At 65.1% G+C, this 23,706-nt stretch carries 20 protein-coding genes; 12 read left to right on the forward strand and 8 right to left on the reverse strand.

Features of this window, described 5'->3' with window-relative positions; genetic code table 11:
• Position 1 precedes the first annotated feature (1 nt).
• From JNE37_RS12710 to JNE37_RS12730, 5 genes are all read left to right on the forward strand, one after another.
• Positions 2 to 1,273, forward strand: coding sequence for an amidohydrolase family protein (locus tag JNE37_RS12710; RefSeq protein WP_203063112.1), 1,272 nt, complete (start codon positions 2 to 4; stop codon positions 1,271 to 1,273).
• Complete coding sequence (locus tag JNE37_RS12715) at positions 1,270 to 2,511, forward strand: threonine synthase (protein WP_203063114.1); 1,242 nt, start codon at positions 1,270 to 1,272, stop codon at positions 2,509 to 2,511. The genes JNE37_RS12710 and JNE37_RS12715 overlap by 4 nt, the downstream gene beginning before the upstream one ends.
• Entirely contained in the window at positions 2,511 to 3,575 is a 1,065-nt protein-coding gene (locus JNE37_RS12720; protein ID WP_203063116.1) for an ABC transporter ATP-binding protein, read from the forward strand. The genes JNE37_RS12715 and JNE37_RS12720 overlap by 1 nt, the downstream gene beginning before the upstream one ends.
• Before the next feature lie 8 nt (positions 3,576 to 3,583).
• The gene (locus tag JNE37_RS12725; protein WP_203063117.1) at positions 3,584 to 4,711 is read left to right on the forward strand and encodes an amidohydrolase/deacetylase family metallohydrolase; all 1,128 of its coding nucleotides are present in this window, start codon (positions 3,584 to 3,586) and stop codon (positions 4,709 to 4,711) included.
• A 72-nt stretch (positions 4,712 to 4,783) separates the two neighbouring features.
• Positions 4,784 to 5,257, forward strand: coding sequence for a VOC family protein (locus tag JNE37_RS12730; protein WP_203066389.1), 474 nt, complete (start codon positions 4,784 to 4,786; stop codon positions 5,255 to 5,257).
• Here the strand turns inward: JNE37_RS12730 and JNE37_RS12735 are convergent.
• Positions 5,254 to 6,120, reverse strand: a complete 867-nt coding sequence (locus JNE37_RS12735; RefSeq protein ID WP_203063118.1) for a LysR family transcriptional regulator — start codon at positions 6,118 to 6,120, stop codon at positions 5,254 to 5,256. The genes JNE37_RS12730 and JNE37_RS12735 overlap by 4 nt on opposite strands.
• 120 nt (positions 6,121 to 6,240) lie before the next feature.
• On the opposite strand from JNE37_RS12735, the gene JNE37_RS12740 reads away from it, so the two are divergent.
• The gene (locus JNE37_RS12740; RefSeq protein WP_203063119.1) at positions 6,241 to 6,864 is read left to right on the forward strand and encodes a class I SAM-dependent methyltransferase; all 624 of its coding nucleotides are present in this window, start codon (positions 6,241 to 6,243) and stop codon (positions 6,862 to 6,864) included.
• On the opposite strand, the gene JNE37_RS12745 is transcribed toward JNE37_RS12740, so the two are convergent.
• Positions 6,861 to 7,919: a LacI family DNA-binding transcriptional regulator gene (locus JNE37_RS12745; protein WP_203063120.1), complete on the reverse strand. Its 1,059-nt coding sequence runs from the start codon at positions 7,917 to 7,919 to the stop codon at positions 6,861 to 6,863. The genes JNE37_RS12740 and JNE37_RS12745 overlap by 4 nt on opposite strands.
• A gap of 195 nt (positions 7,920 to 8,114) precedes the next feature.
• On the opposite strand from JNE37_RS12745, the gene JNE37_RS12750 reads away from it, so the two are divergent.
• Genes JNE37_RS12750 through JNE37_RS12770 form a run of 5 tightly spaced genes read left to right on the forward strand, consistent with a single transcriptional unit; the run spans position 8,115 to position 14,921 of the window.
• Positions 8,115 to 9,569 (forward strand): ABC transporter substrate-binding protein, encoded by a 1,455-nt coding sequence (locus JNE37_RS12750; protein ID WP_203063126.1) that lies wholly within the window; start codon positions 8,115 to 8,117, stop codon positions 9,567 to 9,569.
• 17 nt (positions 9,570 to 9,586) lie between these two features.
• Positions 9,587 to 10,516, forward strand: coding sequence for a carbohydrate ABC transporter permease (locus tag JNE37_RS12755; protein WP_203063127.1), 930 nt, complete (start codon positions 9,587 to 9,589; stop codon positions 10,514 to 10,516).
• On the forward strand, positions 10,513 to 11,358 hold the full coding sequence (locus JNE37_RS12760; RefSeq protein WP_203063128.1) for a carbohydrate ABC transporter permease: 846 nt from the start codon (positions 10,513 to 10,515) through the stop codon (positions 11,356 to 11,358). Before JNE37_RS12755 ends, JNE37_RS12760 begins: the two co-directional genes overlap by 4 nt.
• An 18-nt stretch (positions 11,359 to 11,376) precedes the next feature.
• The gene (locus tag JNE37_RS12765; RefSeq protein ID WP_203063129.1) at positions 11,377 to 12,831 is read left to right on the forward strand and encodes a sulfatase family protein; all 1,455 of its coding nucleotides are present in this window, start codon (positions 11,377 to 11,379) and stop codon (positions 12,829 to 12,831) included.
• Positions 12,832 to 12,845: 14 nt separating this feature from the next.
• On the forward strand, positions 12,846 to 14,921 hold the full coding sequence (locus JNE37_RS12770; RefSeq protein ID WP_203063130.1) for a glutaminase domain-containing protein: 2,076 nt from the start codon (positions 12,846 to 12,848) through the stop codon (positions 14,919 to 14,921).
• 563 nt (positions 14,922 to 15,484) lie between these two features.
• On the opposite strand, the gene JNE37_RS12775 is transcribed toward JNE37_RS12770, so the two are convergent.
• From JNE37_RS12775 to JNE37_RS12790, 4 genes are all read right to left on the reverse strand, one after another.
• Positions 15,485 to 16,960, reverse strand: a complete 1,476-nt coding sequence (locus tag JNE37_RS12775; RefSeq protein WP_203063131.1) for a sulfatase family protein — start codon at positions 16,958 to 16,960, stop codon at positions 15,485 to 15,487.
• Positions 16,961 to 17,090: 130 nt separating this feature from the next.
• A complete protein-coding gene (locus JNE37_RS12780; protein WP_203063137.1) occupies positions 17,091 to 18,377 on the reverse strand; it encodes an ABC transporter substrate-binding protein in 1,287 nt (428 codons plus the stop codon).
• Between the two features lie 33 nt (positions 18,378 to 18,410).
• On the reverse strand, positions 18,411 to 19,271 hold the full coding sequence (locus JNE37_RS12785) for a carbohydrate ABC transporter permease (protein WP_035034605.1): 861 nt from the start codon (positions 19,269 to 19,271) through the stop codon (positions 18,411 to 18,413).
• A gap of 8 nt (positions 19,272 to 19,279) precedes the next feature.
• On the reverse strand, positions 19,280 to 20,233 hold the full coding sequence (locus tag JNE37_RS12790) for a carbohydrate ABC transporter permease (protein ID WP_246513239.1): 954 nt from the start codon (positions 20,231 to 20,233) through the stop codon (positions 19,280 to 19,282).
• A gap of 205 nt (positions 20,234 to 20,438) precedes the next feature.
• On the opposite strand from JNE37_RS12790, the gene JNE37_RS12795 reads away from it, so the two are divergent.
• A complete protein-coding gene (locus JNE37_RS12795; protein WP_203063139.1) occupies positions 20,439 to 21,440 on the forward strand; it encodes a LacI family DNA-binding transcriptional regulator in 1,002 nt (333 codons plus the stop codon).
• A gap of 7 nt (positions 21,441 to 21,447) precedes the next feature.
• Here the strand turns inward: JNE37_RS12795 and JNE37_RS12800 are convergent, their stop codons facing one another.
• Both JNE37_RS12800 and JNE37_RS12805 read right to left on the reverse strand, forming a co-directional pair.
• Entirely contained in the window at positions 21,448 to 22,425 is a 978-nt protein-coding gene (locus JNE37_RS12800) for a formylglycine-generating enzyme family protein (protein WP_246513241.1), read from the reverse strand.
• A gap of 59 nt (positions 22,426 to 22,484) precedes the next feature.
• A complete protein-coding gene (locus JNE37_RS12805) occupies positions 22,485 to 23,678 on the reverse strand; it encodes an amidohydrolase family protein (protein ID WP_203063141.1) in 1,194 nt (397 codons plus the stop codon).
• Positions 23,679 to 23,706: the final 28 nt, after the last annotated feature.

A 23,706-nucleotide genomic window follows, 5' to 3' on the forward strand; every position in this document is an offset into this window, starting at 1 on the left:
CGTGCATCAGTCAACGGAAAAACTCTGCCTCGTTTCGCGGCGCGTCTGGCTTGATCCCCCCGGCCGCTACGAGCCCCGCGCAGTCCTCATCGAGCAGGGCGTCATTGGCGAACTTGCTCCGATCTCGGCCGCCGCCGAGCTTGGGCCGGAATGGCGCGTGGTCGATCTCGGCGAGCGGCCGCTGCTCCCCGGCCTCATCAACACGCATGTCCATCTCGAATTCAGCGCGTCCTCGCGTCCGCTGGCCGAGTTCGAGAAGGAGCCGGTCAGCGAGCGTCTGTTGCGTGCCATCGGCAATGCCCGCGTGCTGCTGGAAAGCGGCGTCACCACCGCGCGCGATTGCGGTTCGAGCCTCGAATTGCTGGCGCTGGCGCGGCGGCCGGACCTGCACCCGGTCACGCTTCCGCGTCTCGTGATGTCGGGACCGCCCATCACCATCACGCGCGGACACCTCCACATGATGGGTGGGGAGGCCGATACCATTGCCGAGATCGATGCGGTCATCCAGATCGGTCGCGAGCATGGCGCGCGCAGCCTCAAGCTCATGGGCAGCGGCGGCGGCATGACCCCAGGCACCCTGCCGGAAAGCGCGGCCTATCCGCAATTCGTCTTCGATCATGTTGCCGGGCACGCGCGCCGGGCTGATCTGCCGAGCGTAGTGCATGTTCTCGCGCCCGAAAGCATCAGGCGCGGCGCACTGGCGCGTTTCGATAGCCTCGAACACTGCGCCTTTTTCGTCCGCAACGACCAGGGTGCGCTGGAGCGTCATTTCGATCCGGCGATTGCCGGGCTGGTGCGCGATAGCGGCTCGCGTGTCATGGCCAATCTCTCGACGGCTACGCGCGCGCTCGAGCGCCTGCGTCAGGACCCGTCAGCGTCTCCCGATGCGAGCCATCAATTGCAGCAATTCGATCTCATGATCGAGAATTTCGGTCGGATGCTCGCCATGGGCATCCCCTTCGTCTGCGGCACCGATGCCGGCGTGCGCGATACGCCTTTCTCCGATACCGCGCTGGAACTCGTCTGGCTGGAGCGGGGCGGCATGTCTTCGGTCGAGGCCCTACGCGCCGCGACCCTCGAAGCGGCGGCGGCTCTCCATTTCGACAGGCAGATCGGCCGCATTGCGCCCGGCTACGCCGCCGATCTTCTGGTGTTCGACGACGATCCGCTGGAACGGCTCGACCGTTTCGCGGCGCCTGCTGGGGTCATGGCTCGCGGCGCTATCGTCAAGGCCTCCGGCCCTCTCGCTTTCTCTCAGGATAATCCACGATGACTGCGCATCTCCGTTGTCTCTCCTGCAACGCCAAACTGCCTGCGGCCGAGCACTATTCCTGCCCCGAATGCGGCGGCGAGCTGGACGTGCAATACGACCATGACCGCATCCGCGAAGACGGCCGCCTCGCACAAAGCTGGCGGCAGCCCGGCCCGATGGCCGAACGTTTCGCCGAGCTGATGCCGCTGGCCGCGCCCGAGTCTGCGGTGAGCCTGGGCGAAGGCAACACTCCGCTAGTGCGCTCGCACAATCTCGCGCGTCGCTTGGGCCTGCGTCATCTCTATTTCAAGCTCGAAGGCTCCAACCCCACCGGCTCCTTCAAGGATCGGCAGGTCGCCATTGCCATCTCCAAGGCGCGCGAACTGGGCCGTCGCCGCTTTGCTACCGTGTCGTCCGGCAATGTCGGCAATGCGCTGGCTGCCTATGCCGCCCATACCGGCGGACGCGCTGATATCTGGGTGTCGCACGAGACCGCCGAGGCCAAGCGCCAGCAGATCGAAATCTATGGCGCGCAGGTCTTCCTGCTGCCGTCCCCGCGTGGCGATGGCGGGCCGGGGCCGTATTTTTCCGCGCTCAAGGGGCTGCCCGATTTCTGCGCGCGCCACGGCCTCGTGCCGATGATCTCGGCGCGCCCCATCAACCCCTATATGGTCGAAGGCGCCAAGGCGATCGGCTATGAAATCGCCGCCACGCTCGGGCGTAATCCTGACGTCGTCTTCGCGCCCGTCGGCGGCGGCGGCCTCGCCGGCGGCGTCTTCAAGGCGTTTTCCGATCTCGTTGCCGTCGGCCTCGCCGACACGGTGCCGCAACTGCGCGGTGGCCAGCGCCGCGCCTATTTCGCGCCGGTGGATCGCATGGATGAGCCGCAATACCAGACCGGCTATTACCTGCCGCTCGATGGCCATTGGGCATGGCAATCGATCCAGGCTTCCGGCGGCACGCTCCAGATCATGGAGGATGATGCCATCCGCGCCGCCCAGGGCGAGCTCGCGCGGCAGGAGGGTGTCTTCGCCGAACCGCACGGGGCCTATGCCCTGGCGGCGATGATCGAGGCGGCCGACAAGGGTTCGCTCGATCCCGATGCGCTCACGGTCTGCGTCATCTCCGGCTTCGGCCTCAAGGACATGGTCGCTGCCCGCGAGATCATCGCCAATGCCGGGCGACCGCCCATCGAGGTCGCTTCACTCGAAGCCTCCGAGGCCCATTTCGCTTCTCCCGAAAGTCTGGAGCTCAACTGATGGCCAATGTCGATATCGTCGATGTGCGCAAGTCCTACGGCGATGCCCATGTGCTCCATGGCATCGACGTTTCGATCACCGACGGCGAATTCGTCGTGCTGGTCGGCCCCTCCGGATGCGGCAAGTCCACGCTTCTGCGGATGATCGCCGGGCTCGAAACCATTTCGGGCGGCGAGGTCCGCATCGGCGGCTCGGTGATGAACGCGCTGCTCCCCAAGGACCGCGACATCGCCATGGTGTTCCAGAACTACGCGCTTTATCCCAACAAGACGGTGGCGGCCAATATCGGCTTCCCCCTCAAGATGCGCGGCGAGAAAGCTGCCGCGATCAAGGAGCGGGTGGCCGAGGCGGCCCGCACGCTCGGCCTCGAAGACCTGCTCGAGCGCTATCCGCGCCAGCTTTCCGGCGGCCAGCGCCAGCGTGTCGCCATGGGGCGCGCCATCGTGCGTTCGCCGCGCGTCTTCCTTTTCGACGAGCCGCTGTCCAATCTCGACGCCAAGCTGCGCGTCAAGATGCGGGCCGAGATCAAGGAGCTCCACCAGCGCCTCGGCACCACCATGATCTACGTTACGCACGACCAGATCGAGGCCATGACCATGGCCGACCGGATCGTGGTCATGCGCGGCGGTCGCATCGAGCAGGTCGGCACGCCGCTCGAACTCTATGACCGCCCGGCCAACCAGTTCGTAGCCAGCTTCATCGGCTCCCCCTCAATGAACTTCCTCGCCGGAAAGCTCGAACGCACCGAGGGCGGCGCCACCTTCATCGGCCCGATGGGCGAGCGCATCGCCCTGGAGAGGGGCAGGGACCTGCCATCGACCGCCGACGTGGTGCTGGGCATCCGCCCCGAGCACCTCGATCTTGCCACCACCGAGACGCCGGGCGCCTTCATGGCCAATGTGGCGGTGGTCGAGCCGACCGGCGCCGAGACGATGATCGTCGCCCGCACGGCAGGCGGCGAGATGACCATTTCCTGCAAGGGGCGGCCGGATGTGCGTCCGGGCCAGACGATCTGGTTGCGGCCGCTGCCCGAGCATGTCCATCTTTTCGCCGGCGAGCATTGAGAGCGCATATGGGCGGCTATTCGCTTGAACACGTCCGGCCGATCGGCTTTCCCGACGCTGCCGGCCCGCGCGACATCCATGTCGACGCGCAAGGCTTCGTCTGCGCCGAACCGGTCGCCGGCGCCGAGCGCATCGATTGCCGCGGCGCCTTCGTCTCCCCCGGCTGGGCAGACCTGCACGTCCATGTCTGGTATGGCGGCTCCGACTTTTCCGTCCGCGCCGATGAAGCAGGCCTCAACCGTGGCGTCACCGCCATGGCCGATGCCGGCTCGGCAGGCGAGGCCACTTTCCACGGTCTGCGCGAATACGTCCTCGAGCGCCAACGCGAAACCATAAAGGCCTTCATCAATATCGGCTCGATCGGACTGGTCGCCGCCAACCGTGTCTCCGAACTCTCCGGTCCCGGCTCGATCGACGTCGAGCGCACAAGGCGCGTGATCGCCGCCAATCGCGACGTCATCTGCGGCGTAAAGGTCCGGTGCAGCGGCCTCGTCGTCGGCCAATGGGGCCTCGAACCTCTCCGCATCGCACGCGCAGTGGCTGACGAAGCCGGCCTTTCGCTGATGGTCCATATCGGGGAGGCCCCGCCGGCCGTCGAAGACGTCCTCGAACTCCTCGCGCCGGGCGATCTCGTCACCCATTGCTTCCACGGCAAGCAGGGCACGGCGCTCTTCGAGACCCCAGAGCGCGTGGCCCTGGCCTGCGCGGCCGCCGCCCGCGGCGTGCGGTTCGATGTCGGCCACGGCGCCGCGTCCTACAGTTTCGACATGGCCGAACGCGCGCTCCTCGCGGGCTTCAAGCCGTTCTCGATCTCGACCGACCTCCACCAGCGCAATATCCGCGGTCCCGTCTACGACCTGGCCACGACCGCCTCGAAACTCCTCGCCATCGGTCTTCCCCTCGAAGATTGCGTCCTTGCGATTTCAGAGCGTCCTCGCAGCGTTCTCGGGCTCGAATCGGCGCGCAACCTCGAAGTCGGCAGCCGTGCGGACCTCACGGTTTTCGAACTCCTCGCCAGCGATCTCGTCGCCGCCGACAGCCTCGGCGCATCGCGGAATCTGCCGACCCTATTCCGGCCGCTCTATGCGGCATTGGGCTCTGTTCTCCAGCGCGTGCCCGACAAAGCCGGCGTCTGAGGCGGAACGCTCGCGCGTCTCGTTGCATTTCAGGATAGGCTCGAAATCACAGCAAGGGGACGAACGATGGCGATTGCCAAGAACACCATTTGCATCTGGTACGACAAGGAAGCCGAGGAGGCCGCGCGCTTTTATGCCGAGCTCTTCCCAGACAGCAAGGTAACGGCGGTGCGCCGTGCGCCCGGCGACAATCCCTCCGGCAAGGCCGGCGAGGTGCTCACCGTCGAATTCACCATCTGCGGCGTGCCCTGCATCGGCCTCAATGGCGGGCCGGCCTTCAAGCACAGCGAGGCCTTTTCCTTCCAGATCGCCACCGACGATCAGGAGGAAACCGATCGCTACTGGAACGCCATCGTCGGCAATGGCGGGGAGGAGAGCGCCTGCGGCTGGTGCAAGGACAGGTGGGGCCTTTCCTGGCAGATCACCCCGCGCACGCTGAGCGAAGCGATGATCGCGGGCGGCGACGAAGCGAAGCGCGCGTTCGACGCCATGATGAAGATGAAGAAGATCGACGTCGCCGCGATCGACGCCGCCCGGCGCGGCTAGCCAAGCATCTCGGCCAGAAAGTCGAACACCAGCCGTATGCGGCGGCTGGTATGGAGTTCGGCATGGGTCGCCAGCCAGACCGGGATCGGGAACGGATCGAGTTCGGGCAGCACCTGAACGATGTCGTCATGCCGCTCCGCTGCCTCTCGCTGCACGACCCCGATCCCCAGTCCTTGTCGCACCATTTCGAGCGCGACCACAAAGCTGTTGGCGCTCCAGCGGAAGTTCTCGACCGTAAGCGGCAGCCCGCGCTCGTCGCGCAGCGCCGCCAACAAATCCTCGACCCTGAAGAAGCCGACGAAATCCGCCGTCGCCAGGTCTTCCACCCGCTCTGGCCGCCCTCGCGCCACGAGATAGGAGCGCGAGGAATAGAGATGGGCGGCGCTGTCGCGACACCGGCGGGCCACCAGGTCCGGCTGGGCAGGGCGGACATGCCGGATGGCGATATCGGCCTCGCGACGCAGGATATCGCTCAGCCCGTTCGAGGCCACGATTTGCACCCGAATGCCCGGCGCCCGCTCGTGCAGTTGCCGCAGGAGCGGGGGCAGCACATAGGCGGCGACGATGTCGCTGGCCGAGATCTTGACCAGCCCCTCGATCGATTGCGCCTGCCCCGAAGCCACGAGCGCCAGTTCCTCGGCAGCCTCTCCCATGCGCCGCACGTGCACGAGCAGATCCTTGCCCGAGGGCGTCAGCACCAGCGAGCGCCCGACGCGGTCGAAGAGCAGGATGCCCAGGCTTACTTCGAGCGCGCTGACCTGCCGGCTGAGCGTCGGTTGCGTCAGCTTGAGTTCGAGGGCCGCGGCCGACAGCGAGCCCGTCTCGGCCGTCGCGAGAAATGCCCTGATGAGGTTCCAGTCCATGCCCGCTCCTTATGCGTCAATGCATAAAGCTGCTGCGCTTTTCGCCAATTTAGCAGCGATCCGCGTATATGTAATGTGACGGCGTCAGATGAGCGGTCGAGGTTCGGCAGGATGGATACGGTGAACACTGAGAGCCGGTTCTGGGACAGGCTGGCGGCGCGCTATGCGCGCCAGCCGATTGCCGACGAGGCGGCCTATCAGCACAAGCTGCGCGTCACGCAGGGCTATCTCAGGCCTGACATGCAATTGCTCGAATTCGGCTGCGGCACGGGCAGCACCGCGCTCATCCATGCGCCCCATGTCGCCCATATCCGCGCCATCGACTATTCCGAGAACATGCTGGCCATCGCTCGCGGCAAGGCCCGGGATGCGGGAATCGAAAACGTCACTTTCGAGCAGGCCGACATTGCCGGCCTCGATGTACCCGATGCCACCTATGACATGGTGCTCGGACTCAGCATCCTCCATCTCCTCCACGACAAGCAGGCGGTGATCGACAAGGTCGCGCGCATGCTCAAGCCCGGCGGCCTCTTTGTCAGCAGCACGGCGTGCCTGGGCGACACCATGGCGGTGTTCAAATACCTGGCGCCCGCCGGCAAGGCCCTGCGCCTCCTGCCGCAACTCGACGTCATGACGACCGCTGAGCTGCGACGCAGCGTGGAGCAGGGCGGTTTCGGCATAGAGCAGCTCTGGCAGCCCAAGCGCGGCGCCGCCGTCTTCATCGTCGCCCGCAAGCCCGGCTAGGCCGCGCGGCCTCGGGGCGGGCCGACGGAATCTCGCTCCACCAGCGGGCACTCGATCTGCAGGCGCCCGGAAATGATGCCGGTGCGATCCTCGTTGTCGCGCTTGGCATAGAGGTGGGTGATCGCCCGCCGCCCCATATCCTCGTGCGGCACGAGAATGGTGGTGAGAGGCGGCTCGAGGTGCCGGGACGAGGGATCGTCGTCGAACCCCACCACCGAAATATCTCCCGGGATGGAAAGCCCCGCTTCCTTGATGGCTTCGTAGCAGCCGATCGCCATCTCGTCGCTGGCGCAGAAGATGGCCGTGGGCGGTTCGGGCTGGGCCAGCAATTCGCGCGTGCAATCGTGCCCGCCCGACAGCAGCCAGTTGCCGCTCTTCACCAGCCTGGCGTCATAGGGAATGTTGGCCGCCTTGAGGCCGCGCTTGTAGCCGCGCAGCCGGTCCTTGCTGGCTTCCATCCAGCTTTCGCCATTGATGAAGGCGATGCGGCGATGCCCCGCCGCCACGAGATGCTGCACGGCGGTTTCCGCGCCGCCGGCATGGGCGGGCAGGATGGCCGGAGCCTGGTCGCCCTTGGTGTGGCAATTGATCAGCACCATCGGTACGGCGCTCAGCTTTTGCGGCAGCGTATATTCGCGCGTGAAGAAGGCCGCGAAGACGAGGCCGACCACGCGGTGGGCGAAGAGCAGTTCGAGCGCCGCCGCGCGCAGCCTTTCGTCGTTCTGCGTCGGCAGCACGACCAGCACCGCGCCGTTCTCCCAGGCGAGCTGGCGCGCGGAATCGATGGCCTTGTTGACGATGGGGTTGGACGTGCTGTCGTCGATCACGAAACCGATGGCCTGCGGGCCGCCGCTGCCGATGGCCGAGCGCATCCAGACGCGATAGCCCAGCGTCTCGGCGGCCTCGCGCACCAGCTTGCGGGTCTTTTCGGTCACCCGCGTGCCGCCGGTTTCGTTGAGCACCATGGAGACGGTTGCCTGACTGACGCCGGCAAGCTTGGCGACGTCCACCATCGTGGCCCGCGCGCTGGCTTTCTCCGTCTTGCGTCTGTTCATCAACCCCCTCCGATCCGACCGACATAGCGCAGCTCCCGGGGAAAGGAAACTGGGCCGTTTCACGAGGTTATATATAACCGAACCTTGCTTGACGATGGTTATAAATAACTGTTAGCGTCCTCGTGCGCTGGAGGAGCGCGTGCAGTTGCCGAAGGCCTGCACAATCCGCCCGGGGAGGGCGGCAGGGAGAGACAGATGAGCACTTCGAGAAATCCGATGGCGCCGGCCTCCGGCGTCAGCCGTCGCGCGCTTCTGCAAGGCATGGCCGCGTTCGGTGCAGCAGCAGGGTTGGGCCCGATGCGGGCCTTCGCGCAGGATGTCACCACCATCAAGTGGTGGGACATTTTCCAGCCGCTGATCCCGCTGCACCAGAAGATCTGGGACGAGTTCGCGGCCAGCCACCCGGCCAAGGTCGAGTACACGCCGGGCAACCCGTCCGACATGATGCAGTCGCTGCAACTGGCCTTCCGCAGCAATCAATTGCCGGATGTGTTCAACGTCCCCAACGGCAATGTCGCCACCGTCAATTCGCTGCAGGCCGCCGGCTGGTTCCAGCCGCTCGCCGACAGCTTCATCTTCGACAAGCCGTTCCAGAAAGAGGCGCTGGCCGAGGGCTTCACCAGCTTCGGCGGCAAGCCCTATACCTTCCCGATCTTCGCCATCCGGCAGAATTCGACTTCGCTCTGGTTCTTCAAGGCCGGGCTCGAAGCTGCCGGCATGGACCCGGAAGTAGGCCCCGCCACCTGGGATGACGCCCGCAAGGCCGCTTTGGCCGGCACCAAGGATGGCAAGTACGGCCTCATCCTGCCGCTGCAGTTCGGCGACCGCATGAAGGCGCACTTCACCGACCTCGCGCAGATCGCCGGCGCCGCTGGCGAAATCGACTGGAAGACCGGCAATTACGCCCATGCCTCCCAGCCCTTCCTTGATGCGCTCGAATTCCTGATGTCCTTCCAGAAGGATGGTTCGCTCCATCCCGGCTCGTCCTCGGTCGATGCCCGCCAGGGCCGCGCCCGCTGGGTGGCCGGTGAATCGCTGATGTTCTTCGATGGCCCCTGGAACAGCGGCGTGCTCAACGGCAGCTTCAAGGACCAGATCGATCTCATCGGCGTCACCGCGCAGGTGCCCTATCCGGGCGACAAGTCCACTGCCTTCACCTACCGCCCGCCCAATGGCGGCACGTTCTATATCTCGTCCCAGTCCCAGCATCCGGATGTGGCCACGCAGATCCTCCAGATGCTCACCACCGACGATTACTATGTCGGCCTCGCCGAGCGCATGGATCAGCCTCCGCTCGATCCCGGTGCCGTCGAGCGTGCCAATGTGCATCCGGCCTATAAGAAGGTCGTCACCGGCTACCAGGATTACGTCCGCATCGCCCCCGATCCGCTGGCCCGCAACGCGGCGGTCAGCGCGGTCTATTCGGAAATGCGCGATGTCACGCCCGGTCTCGGCGAGATCATCCAGGGTGCCTTCAGCGGCGCCTTCAGCGATCCCAAGCCCATCCTGCAGCAATACGCCGACCAGATGAGCAAGGAGCGCGATCGCGCCATCGAAGTGGCCAAGAGCAAGGGCGCCGAAGTGTCGCTCGACAATTGGGTCTTCGATGCCTGGAAGCCTGGCGAGGATTTCACCGCCGACAAGTATTGAGCGGCCGGAACCGATCGATGCAGCAGAACGCCCTGAGCGGCGCGTCACTGGGCAGGAAGATCTGGGCAGACAGGTGGATTTACGTCTTCCTGCTGCCCACCCTCACGCTCGTAGGCGCCTTCACCATCTACCCGGTCATCGCCAGCATCTGGTTCTCGCTCCTTGACTGGAACGGGTTCGAGCGGGCAGGGGCGTTCATCGGCCTGGGCAATTATCACGAACTGGTCGGCGATCCGCTGTTCTGGAACGCCTTCCGCAACACCATCGTCTTCCTGCTGCTGGCGGTGCCGCTGCGCGTCGGCATCGCCTTGGCGCTGGCGGTGGTGCTTAATGCGCATTTCCCGCTGGTGCGCATCTTCCGCACCGCCATCTTCCTGCCGGTCGTCACCACGGCGGCCATTGTCGGCGTGGTCATGCGCTACGTGCTCGATCCCACCGGCGGCCCGCTCAATATCGCGCTGCTCAATTCGCACATCCTCGGGCAGCCGCTCAATTTTCTCGGCAATGCCGGGCTCGCGCTCTATAGCGCGGTCGGCATCTGGGTGTGGAAATGGCTGGGCATCACGCTCATCTATTGGCTCGCCGCCCTCCAGACCATTCCGCGCGATCTCTACGAGGCCGCCGAACTGGATGGCGCCACGCCTTGGGATCGGTTCCGCACCATCACCCTGCCGCTGCTGACGCCCTTCACCATCATCATCACCCTCATCACGGTGATCGAGGCGACCAACGTCTTCGACCTCATGCTGACCTTGACCGGCGGCGGCCCGTTCTACGCCACCGAGGTCATCGACATCTTCGTCTATCGGCAGGCCTTCACTTCCAACGTGCCGCGCCTCGGCTATTCCTCGGCGGCGGCCATCTTCTTCGGGGTGAGCTTCGTGGTGCTGGCCAGCATCCAGATTCTCATCCTGCGCAAGGTCCGGTCGCGGAGGCACGTCGCATGAACCGCCTCTCGACCCCGCGCCCCAAGGCCTGGGTGATCCTGCGCTACGTCGCGCTCACCGCGCTCTGCCTCGTCTGGATCTATCCCTTCCTCTGGCTGGTTTCGGCCTCGCTCAAGACGCCGCTCGAAATCTTCTCCAAGGGCCTCAACCTGCTGCCCGATACGCCGGTCTGGGAGAACTACATCCGTGCCTGGAGCCAGGCCGGGTTCTCGACCTACATGTTCAACACCGTGCTGGTCACCGTCGGCACGGTCGTGGTCGTCGTCATCCACACCGCGCTCTCGGGCTACGTGCTCGGCCGCTATTATTTTGTGGGCCGCTCACTGGTCATCGGCATCCTCGGGGCCACGCTCGTCGTGCCGGCGGGCCTCACCATCATCCCCATCGTCGATCTCACCAGCTCGCTCGGGCTCCTCAACAGCCATTGGGGCATCGTGCTGGCGCTGGCCGGCAGCGGGCAATCGGCGGCGATCCTGCTCTATGCCGGCTATTTCCGCGGCCTGCCGCGCGAGCTCGAAGAGGCGGCGACCATGGATGGGGCAGGGTTCCTGCGCGTCTTCTTCGACGTCATGCTGCCCCTGGCCGGTCCGGTGACGGCGACCGTCACGGTCCTCACCTTCCTCGCTGCCTGGAACGCCTTCCTCATCCCGCTGGTCTTCACCTTCGGGACGCCCGGACTGCGCACGCTTCCGGTCGGCATGCTGGCCTTCGTGGGCACCAACGAGACCGACTGGTCGGGCATGGCGGCGGCGGCCACCATTTCGCTGCTGCCGGTCATCGTCTTCTTCTTCTTCGTTCAGCGCTATTTCGTCGAGGGCATAGCCGGCGCCGTCAAGGCGTAGCGGGCCCAAGGGATCATCATGACCAAACCGAACATCCTCTGGATATGCACCGACCAGCAGCGCTGGGACACGCTGGGCGTTACCGGCAACCGCCACGTCAGCACGCCCGTGCTCGACAAGCTCTTTGCCGAGGGCGCCTGGTTCTCGCAGGCCTATTGCCAGTCGCCCGTCTGCACGCCCAGCCGCGCCAGTTTCCTCACCGGCCGCTATCCGCGCACCACCCGCACCCGCCAGAACGGGCAGGACATGCCGCCAGACGAAATGCTGGTGACCCGGCTCCTTGCCGATAACGGCTATACCTGCGGCCTTTCCGGCAAGCTCCACATCTCGGCCGCCCACCCAAGCGTCGCGCCCGTGATGGAGCCGCGCATAAAAGACGGCTACGCCGCCTTCCACTGGTCGCACCATCCGGGCCACTACGGCAGCGCACAGAACTGGCCGCTCAACGAATACAATCTCTGGCTGACCGAAAAGGGCGCCGAATACCGGGCCGATCCCTATCGCGGCTCGAAATACGTCAAGGCGGGCCCCGCCGCCGCCGATCACCAGACCACCTGGTGCGCCGACAAGGCCATCAACTTCATCGAGGCCCATCGCGCGGGCGATCGTCCGTGGCTGTTCTCGGTCAATTTCTTCGATCCGCACCACCCCTTCGATCCGCCGCCCGAATATCTCGACCGCTATCTCGATCGGCTCGACGAGATCGAATTGCCCAATTACCGCCCGGGCGAGCTCGCCGACAAACCGGCCTTCCAGCAGATCGACCACGAGGGCGCCTATGGCGGCAATGCCGGCATGCCCTATGACGAGATGACGGACGACGACCATCGCCTGGTGCGCGCCGCCTATTTCGCCATGTGCGATCTCATCGACGACCAGGTCGGCCGCATGCTCGACGCGCTGCGCGAAACCGGCCAGCTCGAGAACACCATCGTCATCTTCATGTCCGACCACGGCGAATTGCTGGGCGACCACGGTATCTATCTCAAGGGCCCGTTCTTCTACGAGCCGAGCGTCCACGTGCCGCTAGCGATTTCCTGGCCCGGCCATATCCCCTCCCGGCGGATCGACGGACTTGTCGAACTGGTCGATATCGCCCCCACGCTCCTCGATGCAGCCGGCCTCGAAATCTGGCCCGGCATGCAGGGCAGGTCGCTCTGGCCGCTGCTCACGAGCACCGAAAACGAAACCGGCGTCGAAGACGTCTACTGCGAATACTACAACGCCATGCCCTGGCACCGGCAGCCGCATCTGCCCTTCGCCACCATGCTGCGCACGCCCGACATGAAGCTCATCGTCAGCCACGGCGACCGGTGCGGCGAGCTTTACGACCTCAAGGCCGATCCCGACGAAACCCGCAACCTCTGGGACGATCCGGGGCGGCTGGCGGAAAAGTGCGATCTGTTGCAGCGTCTATGCGACCGCATGGCCTTTACCGCCGATCCCCTGCCGCTCCGCCGCGCCCCCTGGTAGATACGAGACCTTCCATGACCGATCCCCGCACCGCCCGCGCCCCGGCCACCCCGCTCATCGTCCACGATCCCTTCATGAGCGTCTGGTCGCATACGGACGAGCTGACCCAATCCTGGCCGACGCACTGGACCGGCAAGAACCAGTCGATGTCCGGCATGGTCCATATCGACGGCAAGGCCTATCGCTTCATGGGTCTCGTCACCCGCACCGGCCGCGACGTTCCCGCCATGCGCCAGACCGGGCGCGAGGTCACCCCGCTACGCACGATCTACCGCTTCGAGGCGGATGGGGTCGAGCTGGCCCTGAGCTTCACCACCCCCGTCTTCCCCGAAGACCTCGAACTCATGGCTCGCCCGGTAAGCTATGTCGATATCGAGGTATCCTCGAAGGATGGCGCGAACCACGAGGTCTCCGCCTATATCGACTGGAGCACCAACTGGGCCACCGGCAATGGCGAAACCGACGTGATCTGGGGCCGCCATCGCGCCGGCAATGTCGAGGCGCTTTTCGTCGGCGCGCGCGAGCAGACCCCGCTCCACCAGTCCGGCGACGAAGTGCAGATCGATTGGGGCTATCTCTATACCTCGGCCGAGCCGGGCGTTGCCGTCGACAGCGCCTTCGGCGATGCGCGCACCCTGCGCGACAGCTTCGCCACCACCGGCAGCATTCCCGCGCGTGATGATATGCGCGAGGCCCGTCCGCTGCCCATGCCGTCCCACGGCCATCGCGGCCTCAACATCAACGCCAATGGCATCCACCAGGAGCGCCCGGCCTACAATGTCTGCGCCTGGAGCCGCGCCTTCGGCAAGGTCGGTGCGCAGGTGCAGGCGTTCCGCCTGCTGGTCGCCTATGACCAGGTCTATGCGCTCGAATATTTCCACCGGCGCCTTCGTCCCTTCTGGAGCCGCAAGGGCCAGTCCGCCATCGGCCTTGTCGAGCAGGCGTGGGCCGAGCGCGGCGCGCTCTACGCCCGCGTCGCCGATTACGACGCCGCCCTTGTCGCCCAGCTCCAGCGCTCGGGTGGCGATACCTATGCCCGCATCGGCATCCTCGCCTTCCGCCAATGCCTTGGCGGCCACGCATTGGTCGAAGACCTCGATGGCAAGCTGCTCTATTTCTCCAAGGAGAATTCGTCCAACGGCTGCCTCGGCACGGTCGACCTCACCTATCCCTCGGCCCCGTTCTTCCTCCACTACAATCCGGCGCTGCTCGAAGCGCAGATGCGCCCGATCTGCGCCTATGCCATGGGCGGGCGCTGGCCCTTCCCCTATGCGCCGCACGATGTGGGGCAGTTCCCGCTGGCCAATGGCCAGGTTTATGGCGGGGGCGAACTCACCGAGCACAACCAGATGCCCTACGAGGAAAGCGGCAACATGCTGATCCTCGCCGCGGCGCTGGCCGAGCGTACGAACGATGATCGCTTCATCACCGAGTTCTGGCCGCTCTGGGAGAAATGGGCCGCCTATCTCGTCAGGAGCGGCATCGACCCGGAGAACCAGCTCTGCACCGACGATTTCGCCGGCCACCTGCCGCACAATGCCAATCTCTCGCTCAAGGCGATCATCGGCATCGGCGCCTATGGCCTCCTCTGCCGCCGCTTGGGCAAGAACGAGGAAGCCAAAAAGCACCTCGCCATCGCCCGCGACTGGGCCGCCAAATGGCCGACCCTCGCCGACGACGGCTCCGCCTTCCGCCTCGCCTTCGACAAGGCCGGCTCATGGAGCCAGAAGTACAACCTCATCTGGGACCGCATCCTCGGCCTAGGCCTCTTCGCGGCCGACATCGCCCGCAAGGAAATGGTCGCCTACAAGACCCGCCAGGACCGCTACGGCCTGCCGCTCGACAGCCGCGAGCACTACACCAAGCTCGACTGGCTCGTCTGGACCGCCTGCCTCACCGACAATCAGGCCGACTTCGAAACCCTCATCGCCCCCGTCGCCACCTGGCTCGACGATGCCCCCGCCCGCGTCCCGCTGTCGGACTGGTACGACACGCAAACGGGCAAGCAAACCGTTCCCGGAGGGTTCCGTTCGAGGCCGGTGGTGGGTGGGACGTATATCAAGCTGATGCTGGATAGCATGGGGAAGTGACGGCGCGTGGGGAGGCAGGCAACTGCCCCTGCGCGGTCGTCGCCATCGGGCGCTCGCTTACTCGTTGCTCTCCCACCCCACCACCGTACTTCCCCGGCCGAAGAGCCGGGGCCCACGGATTTCTCCACTCGGGTGGAGCGGTGCAATAGGCCCCGGGTCTTCGCCCGGGGAAGTACGGTGGTGGGGGAAGCGTAGTGATAGGAGGAGGGGCCGCGTCATAATCGCGCCCCCAAACTTATCCCCCTCCCGCAAACCCCAAGGTAAGATTCCCCAACCTCACCACCGAGCCCCACCAACTCACCCCGGAAAACACACTCCCAAACCCGCGAAACCCCCCGCAAAACCCCGAAAACATTCGCAAACTTTCCTCGAAATTGAGTCAAAATTTAACGATTCATCGCGGCTTTGGAAAAAATTCACCTTTAATATCAAGATACTAACCTCGCGACCCCTCGAAGAAACCGCGAAAAAACGCACTCATCTCCGCAAAACTCTTTCAGCGCTCCTTCCGAACTCCACGAATCGCCCCCGGCGCTCCCTCCGCCTGCGCATCGCGGCCGAACTTATCCCCCGCGATACCAGTTCCGCGCCGCCGTCTTGGGCAGGTATTTCGCCCACGGCAGCGGGTCCTCCGTTCGAACCGTCCAGTAAAGCAGTTCCTCCAGCATCTCGGTCTTCCGCGCCGCATAGGCCGGGTCGTCGTAGAGGTTGTTGAGCTCCCCCGGATCGGCTGCGAGGTCGTAAAGCTCGGCTCGCCCCATCAGCTCATAGATCAGCTTCCAGTCGCCCTTGCGCACCATCTTGGTGCTGCCGCTCTGGGTGACGCTGTTGAGCTCGTCATAGGTCGGCCCGTCATAGGGGAAGTGGAGCGGCGGTCGTTCTTCCGGGCCATAGGGCAGGCTGCCGAACCCGATCTCGCTGTAGACGCTCGAAAACTCGTCGGCCGGGTAGGGCTCCCCCGCCAGTATCGGCCAGAAGCTGCGGCCCTGGCAGCCGAAGGGGATTTCCGCCCCGATCGCCTCGCAGAGCGTCGGCATAACGTCGACCAGCGAGATGAAGTCCGTGCGGTCGTCGTTCGGCCGGATGCCTGGTCCCGTCGCGAGGAACGGTATCCGCACCAGGCATTCGGGCAGTCCCGCTCCCTTGCGCTGCAGGCCGTAGTCGCCGGCATAGTCGCCATGGTCGGCGAGGAATAGGATGATCGTGTTCTCGAAGGTGCCGTTGGCCTTGAGGTGATCGACGAACCGCCGCACCTGGTCGTCGATCATCCGCAGCATGCCGCAATAGAGCGCCCGGTATCGGCGCCAGTCCTCGTCATAGCCGGGGCGCTTCTCCTCCTCCAGCGTGCGCAGCCATTGCCACTTGCTGCCCTTGGCCATGCTGGCCTGCGGCCCGGCGAAGCGGTCGGGCATGTCGTCGGGCGAGAACATCGAGAAATAGGGGTCGGGCGCCTGGTAGGGGTTGTGCGGCTCCGGCAGCGAGAGCCAGAGGAAATAGGGGTTGTCCCGGTTCTGGTCGGCGCAGGCGATGGCGTCCGAGACGATGCGATGGCAGAGCTGGTTCTCGAGCGGGAAGGGCGTCGGCTCGCTCGCCACGCGATGGTCAAGATCGAAGAGCCATTGGTCCGATTCCCGCTCGCTCGCGCTCGCCCGGTCCGCTGGGCCATGCGTATGGCTATAGGGCCCGCCATGGAAGTCGAAGGCGCTGGCATCGAGGTAGGAATGGTTCTTGCCGGCGAGGTTGACAGTATAGCCATGCTCCCGCAGCACCTGCGGCAGGTCCTTGTCCACAATCACCGACTTGGCCATGTCCCAGTTCTGCTTGACGCGCGTCGCCTTGGCGTAGCGCCCGGTCAGCATCGAGGTGCGGGCCGGTGAGCAGATCGGGATCGGGGTATAGGCGCGCGAAAAGCGAGTGCCGCTCCGCCCGAGCGAATCCACGAACGGCATAGTGTCGACGGGGAAGCCCTCGGACGCGAAGAAGTCGGCGCGCTGCTGATCGGTCATGATCAGCACGATGTTGGGTTTGGAAGCAGGCAAGGGGATCCCCCGGATCAAGGACGATGCCTCCGGCCGGCTGCCGGCCGGAGGTCCTGGCGAAGGTCCCGAAGCGCTGCCCGGAAGGCGGGAGGTTGCCGCCGGGCAGGCTCGGGCGCTGGGCTGTGGAACGTCAGCCCAGGATTCGGCTGGCTTCCGTGAGGAAGTTGTCGGCCGCGGCATCGGGCGTCGTCTGCGCGAAGCCGATCGAGGCATTGAGCCGACCCATCAGGGCTTCGAGCTCGCCGTGTCCGCTGATCCAGCGCGGCGTGGCGCTGGGCGCGGTTTTGCGCAGCTCGGTCAGGTAGTTGAGCACCTTGGTGCTCGGCGCATCGGCGGTCTTGGCCAGTACTGCCGTGGCCCGGTCCGAGGCGGGGCCGCCCAGGGTGAGGCCGAGAACGCCCAGCGCTTCCTCGTCGTTGAGGAGGAAGTTGATGAGCTTGGCCGCCGCTTCCTTGTTCTGCGAGCTTTCCGGGATCACCCAGAAATCGAGGGCGCGGATGAGGTGGCCGTTGTCCGGTGCGCCGGCCACGACCGGGCAGGCGTGGATATCCAGCTCGTCCTGCATCAGCGCCTGGTAGAACACCAATTGCTGGCTCCAGCCGATCTGCATGGCCGAGCGGTTCTTGACGATGGTGGCGTTCTGGAAGCCGGCGCTTTCGGCCGTGACCGATGGCGGCGGGGCGCCCTGTTCGGCACGCAGCGATTCCCAATAGGCCAGCCAGTCGACGAGGTCGGCCTTCTCGAAGCCGACGGCGTTGTCGCCCTTGTAGAGCGACTTGCCGCGCTGGAAGAGGTAGACCTCGAAGAGCCCGAGGAAGCCGCCATTGTCGCTGACGCCGTAATGGTTGGCGCCGCCCGCCTTGCCGAGCTTGATGGCAAGGTCGCGGAAGCTGTCCCAGGTGAGGTTATCGAGCGCGCCGGCGCCGGCTGCATCGAGCTTGGCCTTGTTGTAGAACAGCGCCACCGAGATCTGGTTGTTGCCGATCGCATGGGTGGCGTCGCCGTCCTTGCCGATCTCGACCACGCCCGGATAGAGCGCCGAGATGTCGATGGTCTGGCCCACGAAGGGGCTGAGGTCGGCGAGGAGCCCGCGCTCGGTGTAGTCGAAGAGGTAGGTCATCGAGTGCCGGTGCATGTCCGGCGCGCCGCCACCCGAATACTGGACCGGCAGGCGGTCGTAGAATTCGGCGAAGGGCGCGAACTCGACATTGACGGCGATGTCGGGGTTCTTCTGGGTGAAGAGCTTGATCGCCTGCTGCATGCGGTCATGGGTGTCCTGGCCGCCGTACCAGGCAGCCTTGATCTGGGTTTGCTGGGCGAATGCCGCATTGGGCAGCCCCAGCCAGAGGGCGGCTGCCCCTCCGATCGATATCTTCATTACATCGCGCCGGTTGAGGGCGCCGTTCGTCCTGGTCATGGTGTCTCCTCCTTGGTGGTCTGGCCCGGCGGCCTATCCCTTCAGGCCGGTCGTGGCGATGCCGTCTGCGAGCTGCTTCTGGAACAGGACGAAGAGCACGAAGATCGGAATGAGCGTGATCACCGACATGGCAAACAGCATGCCCCAGGCGGATTCCCCGCTGGTCGCGTCGATGAAGAGGTTGAGTGCGAGCGCAGCCGTGTATTTCTCGGTCTGCGTCAGGTAGATGAGCTGGCCGAAGAAGTCGTTCCAGGTCCACAGGAACGTGAACACCGCAACGATCACCAGCGCCGGCCGGCAGAGCGGAAAGATGATGTGCCAGAAAGTCTGGTACTTGTTCGAGCCGTCGAGCTCGGCCGCCTCGTCGAGGTCGCGCGGGATCGAGCGGATGAACTGCACCAGCAGGAACACGAAGAAGGCATCGACCGCGAAGAACTTGGGCAGCACCAGCGGGATGATCGTGTTCACCGCCCCCAGCTTCTGGAACATGATGTACTGGGGCAGGATGGTCACATGGAACGGCAGCATGATCGTGACCAGCATGATCGCGAACGCCACCTTCGAGAACGGGAAGCTCAGCCGCGCAAAGGCATAGGCCGCCAGCGTGCACGAGAAGAGGTTTCCCGCGATGCACAGCACGCAGATCACCGCCGAGTTGAACATGAAGAGGGCGAAGGGCATGCCCAGCTTGTTCCAGCCGTCGATGTAGTTGCGCAGCGTGAACGGATCAGGCAGCAGGCCGGGCTCGGAGAAGATCACCTGCTCGGGCTTGAACGAGCTCGATACCAGCCAGAGCAGCGGATAGCTCATCACGAGAGCGAAGAGGATCAGCACCGCATAGCGGATGACGGAGCGGAGCGGGCGATTGGCCTGGGCGGCGGCAGTAGCGGACATCCTGGGCCTCAGCTTTCGTAGTGAACCCAGAACCGCGAAGACCAGAAGGCCAGGGCGGTAAAGATGCCGATGATGATGAGCAGCACCCAGGCCATGGCCATGGCGTAGCCCATGTGAAAGTTCCGGAAGCCCTCGAGGTAGAGGTAGAGCGTGTAGAAGAGGGTGGAGTCGATCGGGCCGCCCGAGCCGTCGCTGATCACATAGGCCGGGACGAACGCCTGGAACGCGGTGATGGTCTGCATTACCAGGTTGAAGAGGATGAGCGGGCTGAGGAGCGGCAGCGTGATCGTGAAGAAGCGCTGGACCGGATTGGCCCCGTCTATGATCGTGGCCTCCACGATCTCGCGCGGTATCTGCCGTACGCCGGCGAGGAAGATCACCATCGGCGCGCCGAACTGCCAGACATGCAGCAGCACGATGGTCCAGAGGGCATAGCGTGGATCGCCGATCCAGCTCGTGCCGGCAATGCCGAAAACCGCGAGCACCGAATTGACGAGACCGTCGCCGCCGAAGAGTTGGCGCCAGAGCACGCCGATGGCGACGCTGCCACCCAGGAGCGAAGGCAGGTAATAGACGCTGCGGAAGAAATCGACCGAGCGCGTCGCCGACGACAACGACACCGCGATGATGAGCGCCAGTGCTACCGAGAGCGGGACCGAGGTCAGCACATAGGTCGTCGTGACCCGCAGCGACTGCAGATAGCGCGGATCGACGACCAGCCGCTCGTAGTTCGCCGTGCCGATGAAGCGTGGCCAGGACAGCAGATCGTAATTGGTGAAGGACAGCACCGCCGAGGCGATCATCGGCAGCGCCGTGAGCAGCACGATGCCCAGCAGCCATGGCGCGAGAAACACCAGGGCGGCGCCCGTATCGCGCCGACCGCGGCGGTCGGGAGTGGCGTTGGCCAGCATTTCCCGCGCACCGGTCACTCCCTGATCACTTGCCGTTTCAGGCACAGCCATTCGGTCTCCTCCCCGGACGTCAGGCAAAGCGAAGCTGTTGGCCGGCCACGTGGTTTACGGCCGGTCTCGTTCCGCTCGATCAACTGGATTAGGTCTGGTCTCCCCAGGCCAGCCTTTGCTAAATTTCTTTAGCAAAGTTGATTGCATCGCCCGGACTTGTCAAGCAGGTTGGCGGAGCGCTCATGACGAAGGGGAGATGGTCGCGGTGAAGAAGCGCATCAAGATGGTCGATATCGCCCGCGCTGCCGGCGTCTCCCAGACGACGGTATCGCTGGTGCTCAACAATATCGACGGCGTGCGCATTGCCGACGATACGCGCCAGCGCGTCATCGAGACGGCGCGCAAGCTCGGCTATACGCCGGGCCCGGCGCTCAACGTGCTGGAGCGTGACGTACCGACGGTCATCGGCGTGCTCATCAACGAAATCTCGGCGGCTTATCCGATCGACATCATCGATGGTCTGCACATGTCGGCCCGCGCACAGGCAGTGCAGCTGGCCGTCTTCGTCACCGACGGCGTGACCGACCGCGAGGCCGAGGCATTGGCTTCGCTGCGGCGGCTCAACGCGGGCGGGGTGATCTACGCCAATACCTTCACCACAGGCGTGCATCCGACGCGGGAGCTCGACCAGTTTCCGCATGTCTTCGTCAATTGCTTCCGGACGGATGGCAAGGGTGTCGCGGTCGTTCCCGGCGAGCGGGCCGGCGGGTTCGTCGCGGCGCGGCATCTGATGGAGAGCGGGTGCAAGCGCATCGCCACGATTACCGGCGATAGCTGGCACACCAGCGCGCAGCGACGCCTGTATGGTTTTCGGCGCGGCCTCACGACGGGCGGACTGGCGCTCGCTCCGGAACTGCTGATCCACGGAAGCTGGGGGCATGGCAGCGGCTACCAGTCGATGAAGCAGCTCCTCGCGCTTCCCGAGCCACCGGATGGGGTGTTCTGCCAGAACGACATGATGGCCCGGGGCGCGCTGACGGCCATAGCCGAGGCCGGGTTGCGGGTGCCGCAGGATATCGCTGTGATCGGGTTTGACGACCGCGAGTTTGCCAGCGACCTCGGGCTAACGACGCTGATTCAGCCCTATGCCGATATGGCGACCCGCGCGATGGCGGTGCTGCACCGACGGAAGGGATTAGAGGCACCGACGACGCTGTCGGTGCGCTGCCGGCTGGTGCAGCGCGAGACGACACGGGTAGTGGGCTAGGTCCTGCTCAGAGGTCGTAGACCAGCCGAAACCCCGTGTGTCCCGTCGTCGTATCCGGCGTGTTCCCTATCCGGGCGGCGATCCGGTAGCGGTAGCAATACGAGATGTGGCAGAGGTACGAGCCGCCTTTCAGCAACTTGCGATTTTCCAGACGGGCGCGCTCGTTGATGTCCTGGGCCTGGCGCTTGAGCGAGCGGATGCGGAAGGGCTCGGCAGTCCATTCCCAGGCATTGCCGCTCATGTTGTAGAGGCCGTAGCCGTTGGGTGCGAAGGACTTTGCCGGAGCGGTGCCCTTGTAGCCGTCGGCATCTGTGTTGTGGTTGGGGAACTGGCCCTGCCAGATGTTGCAGGGGAAGCTGCCGGTGTCGTCCGGCTCGGCCTCGCCCCAGGGAAACCGCGCACCCTTGAGGCCGCCGCGCGCAGCATGCTCCCATTCGGCCTCCGCGGGCAGGCGACCTCCAGCCCAGGCGGCGAAGGCTTGGGCGTCGTTCCACGACACGTGGACGACTGGATGATCCTCGATTCCGGTGGTGTCGCTTTGCGGGCCGAAGGGGTGGTTCCAGGTGGCGCCATCGACGCGCCGCCACCATTCGGTGCCGACAACGGCCTGCGTCTCGAAATCCTCGGGGAGGAACTGGAAGAAGACGAAGGACCAGCCGAATCTTTCGGCCTCGGTGACATAGCCGGTCGCGGCGACGAAGGCGGCGAAGCGTTCGTTGGTGACGGCGGTCTCGTCCATCAGGAAGGGCTTGACGCGCACCCGCCGCACGGGGCCTTCGCCATCCTCAAGATGATGCGGCTTGCTGGTGCCGATTTCCGCCATGCCACCAGGAATGGACTTGCGGGCAGACTCACCCGAAGGACTGGCCGGCCGGCGTTCCGCCAGCAGGGCCTGGATATCAAGCGGAAACTGCGGCTCGCGCGCCGCGCTCGGAGCGCAGCAGCTCGTGGGTTCGGTTCCGGTCTGGTTGCTTGCGGTAGCCATGGTGGCCGCAATTGGAAGGCTTTGTGCCGCGCAAGGCAAGCCCGCGCGGCACAAACTCGTTACGGCATCTCGATGATGCAGACGCCGTTGCGGGCGACGACCTGTCCGCCCTTGACCACCAGCGGGGGCGGGGTGATTTCGACCACGGCATTGGCGGGCGTTTCGCCGGCCAGCAGGGTGAAGTCCGCATGGTCGCCGACATCGAGGCCATAGCCATCGAGATGCATGACATCGGCGCCGCCCTGGGAGACGATTTCGAGCATGAACTTGAGGTCGTCGTCCGAGCGAACGCCGTTCTTCATGCCGATGATGCGGGCGCGGTCGATCATGTCGGGCTGGCCCCATGGGCCCCAGGTGTCACGAATGCCATCGCAGCCGGCGCCGATACGAATGCCGTGCTCCTTGAGGCGCTTGACCGATGGCACGGTGGCCGAGGGCGCGCCGGTGGTGAGGATGGCGATATCGAGTTCGGCGATCTGCTCCATCAGCTTGCCGACGCGCAGGTAGTCGTTCATCCCCAGGCAGAAGGCGTGGCTGATGGCGAAACGCCCCTGCATGCCATTGGCGCGCACGCGCTCGAAGATGAGCTCCATGCTGAAGGCACCGAGTTCGCCTGCCTCGTGGAGATGGATATCGATATCGACGCCATGCTTGAGGGCGAGTTGGAAGAGTACGTCGAGCTGGCCCTTGGGGTCGCGGTCGATGCCGCAGGGGTCGAGGCCGCCCAGCACTTCGCAGCCATTGGACAGGGCCTCGTCGAGCAGTTCAACGGTGCCCGGCATGCACATCACGCCTGATTGCGGAAACGCGACGATCTCGATGTCGATGATGCCCTTGAGCTTTTCGCGGGTTTCCTGGACGCCCTCGACGAGACGCAGTCCGTGGGTGGTGTCGATGTCGACGTGGCTGCGGATATGGGTGGCGCCGTGGGCGGCAAGGCCGATGGCGTGGCGCATGGATTGGCGATGCGGATCGAGGCCGATCGCCAGGCGGTTTTCGCGCTCGAAGTCGATGCGGCTGCGCAGCGTGGCTTCGCGATTGTTCTCGTGCCAGCCCATGCCCCACGTGGTCTTGTCGATATGGGTGTGGGCGTCGATCAGGCCGGGCCAGGCGATGGCATTACCGCCGTCTTCCACAGCGATGCCGGGCTGCGCGGCAAGCGAGCCGGTCTGCGCGATGCGGCCGTCGCGGATCAGGATGTCGGTGGTGGCGCCTCCGAGGGGGCGGACGTTCTTGAGAAGCAAATCGTGCATGGCAGTCTCGGTCTGGGCGTCGGAAATT

This window comes from Paradevosia shaoguanensis (assembly GCF_016801025.1).
GTDB lineage: Bacteria > Pseudomonadota > Alphaproteobacteria > Rhizobiales > Devosiaceae > Paradevosia > Paradevosia shaoguanensis.

Bases quoted from the DNA above. Each gene is read 5' to 3' on its own strand.
- JNE37_RS12715 (WP_203063114.1), top strand. From the start codon at position 1,270: ATGACTGCGCATCTCCGTTGTCTCTCCTGCAACGCCAAACTGCCTGCG.
- JNE37_RS12720 (WP_203063116.1), top strand. From the start codon at position 2,511: ATGGCCAATGTCGATATCGTCGATGTGCGCAAGTCCTACGGCGATGCC.
- JNE37_RS12725 (WP_203063117.1), top strand. From the start codon at position 3,584: ATGGGCGGCTATTCGCTTGAACACGTCCGGCCGATCGGCTTTCCCGAC.
- JNE37_RS12735 (WP_203063118.1), bottom strand. From the start codon at position 6,120: ATGGACTGGAACCTCATCAGGGCATTTCTCGCGACGGCCGAGACGGGC.
- JNE37_RS12745 (WP_203063120.1), bottom strand. From the start codon at position 7,919: ATGAACAGACGCAAGACGGAGAAAGCCAGCGCGCGGGCCACGATGGTG.
- JNE37_RS12750 (WP_203063126.1), top strand. From the start codon at position 8,115: ATGAGCACTTCGAGAAATCCGATGGCGCCGGCCTCCGGCGTCAGCCGT.
- JNE37_RS12755 (WP_203063127.1), top strand. From the start codon at position 9,587: ATGCAGCAGAACGCCCTGAGCGGCGCGTCACTGGGCAGGAAGATCTGG.
- JNE37_RS12760 (WP_203063128.1), top strand. From the start codon at position 10,513: ATGAACCGCCTCTCGACCCCGCGCCCCAAGGCCTGGGTGATCCTGCGC.
- JNE37_RS12765 (WP_203063129.1), top strand. From the start codon at position 11,377: ATGACCAAACCGAACATCCTCTGGATATGCACCGACCAGCAGCGCTGG.
- JNE37_RS12770 (WP_203063130.1), top strand. From the start codon at position 12,846: ATGACCGATCCCCGCACCGCCCGCGCCCCGGCCACCCCGCTCATCGTC.
- JNE37_RS12780 (WP_203063137.1), bottom strand. From the start codon at position 18,377: ATGACCAGGACGAACGGCGCCCTCAACCGGCGCGATGTAATGAAGATA.
- JNE37_RS12785 (WP_035034605.1), bottom strand. From the start codon at position 19,271: ATGTCCGCTACTGCCGCCGCCCAGGCCAATCGCCCGCTCCGCTCCGTC.
- JNE37_RS12790 (WP_246513239.1), bottom strand. From the start codon at position 20,233: ATGGCTGTGCCTGAAACGGCAAGTGATCAGGGAGTGACCGGTGCGCGG.
- JNE37_RS12800 (WP_246513241.1), bottom strand. From the start codon at position 22,425: ATGGCTACCGCAAGCAACCAGACCGGAACCGAACCCACGAGCTGCTGC.
- JNE37_RS12805 (WP_203063141.1), bottom strand. From the start codon at position 23,678: ATGCACGATTTGCTTCTCAAGAACGTCCGCCCCCTCGGAGGCGCCACC.